Here is a 1,213-nt window from a genome sequence, read left to right as displayed (position 1 = left end):
CCGTCCAGACCGGCCAGGAAAGCCTTCGCCCCATCCACCCCGAGCGCCTGCCCGGCAGCCTCGTCGAGGGTGAGCGAACTGCCCGGCCGGATCAGCGTCTGGAGCACCTTCCGCCAGTTGGCGTCATTGGCCGCCTTCGGCACCTCGACCTCGATGAACCCCACGAGTGCCTTGCCGCCGTCATTGGCCTCCATCACCTGCCGAGCCCGCGCCGCCAACTGGGGGTCGGAGCCGCCGGCGATCCGGGCGGCGTCCTTCAAGTACTGCAACCTGACGGCGGGCCAGGTGACGTCGAGGAAGTGGTCGCGGTCCGCGCGGGTGCCGCTGAGCGCGTTCTGGATGGTCCGCCACAGCTGGCCGCGGTGGTCACTCATGCTCATGACCTGGGTGATGAAGATGTCCCTGTCGTCGATGATGATCGTCGGCAGGACGTCGAAGAAGTGCCGCATGTCCTCGACGGTGCCGTTCAGCGCCTTGCCGGCCTCCTCGTGGAAGTACTGGCCGTGGCCCGGCTCCGCGATCAGCTGCCTCAGTCGTGCCCGCAGCTCGTCCTCCTCCTGCGAGGTGCTGCCGCTCGGCGCGGGAGCGGTGCCACTCGGCGCGGGCGTTCCGACCTCCGGCGCGGTCACGCCGGTACCTGCGTCCGTGGCCGGAGCCTCCGTTGCAGGAGCGTCCGTAGCCGGAGTGTCCGTGGCCGGGGTGCCGTCCGTCACCGGCGCATCGGGCTGGGACTTGCCGGTCGGCGTGGGCACGGCGTCGGCCAGGGCCGGCGTGCTGCCGAGGATGGCCGGCGCGGAGACCGCAGCCACGAAAACGGCAGCGGCAACCGAACGACGAATGCTCAAAGTCTTCCTCAGGGGTTGGTCGCCGCCACGCACGCGGGCGGCGGGGACGGTGGGAGCGAGATCACCTGACTGAACGTCAGGACTGGTGCTGCCGACGGCGGCGGGCGGCCACCAGGGCGGCGCCGAGCGCCACGGAAGCGGCGCCGGCGGCGGTGATCGCACCGAGCGGGGCGTCGACACCGGTGGACGCGAGAACACCCGTGGCAGTGGTGGTGGTGTCGGTGGCGGTCACCGTGGTGGTCGTCGTGTCGGACACCGGGGTGACGGTGGTACCGCCCTGCTCGGGAGTGCTACCGCCGGTGCCCTGGTTGCCGCCCTCCGACTGGTGGGCGTTGGCCGTGTCCCGGGCCTGCGCCTCGGCCAGGCCG

The 1,213-nt window shown here is 71.7% G+C and carries 2 protein-coding genes; both read right to left on the bottom strand.

Annotated features, from left to right (window positions below; translation table 11 throughout):
• On the bottom strand, positions 1-629 hold a 629-nt coding region (locus tag IEZ12_RS37280; protein WP_229848731.1), incomplete at its 3' end, for a hypothetical protein.
• Between the two features lie 292 nt (positions 630-921).
• Positions 922-1,213: LPXTG cell wall anchor domain-containing protein (locus IEZ12_RS37275; protein WP_189278870.1), on the bottom strand; the 292-nt coding region annotated here is incomplete at its 5' end.

Source organism: Kitasatospora griseola (genome assembly GCF_014648555.1).
Taxonomy (GTDB): domain Bacteria; phylum Actinomycetota; class Actinomycetes; order Streptomycetales; family Streptomycetaceae; genus Kitasatospora; species Kitasatospora griseola.
Note: the sequence above shows the minus strand (reverse complement) of the source record. Positions and strands in the feature narration are given on the sequence as shown.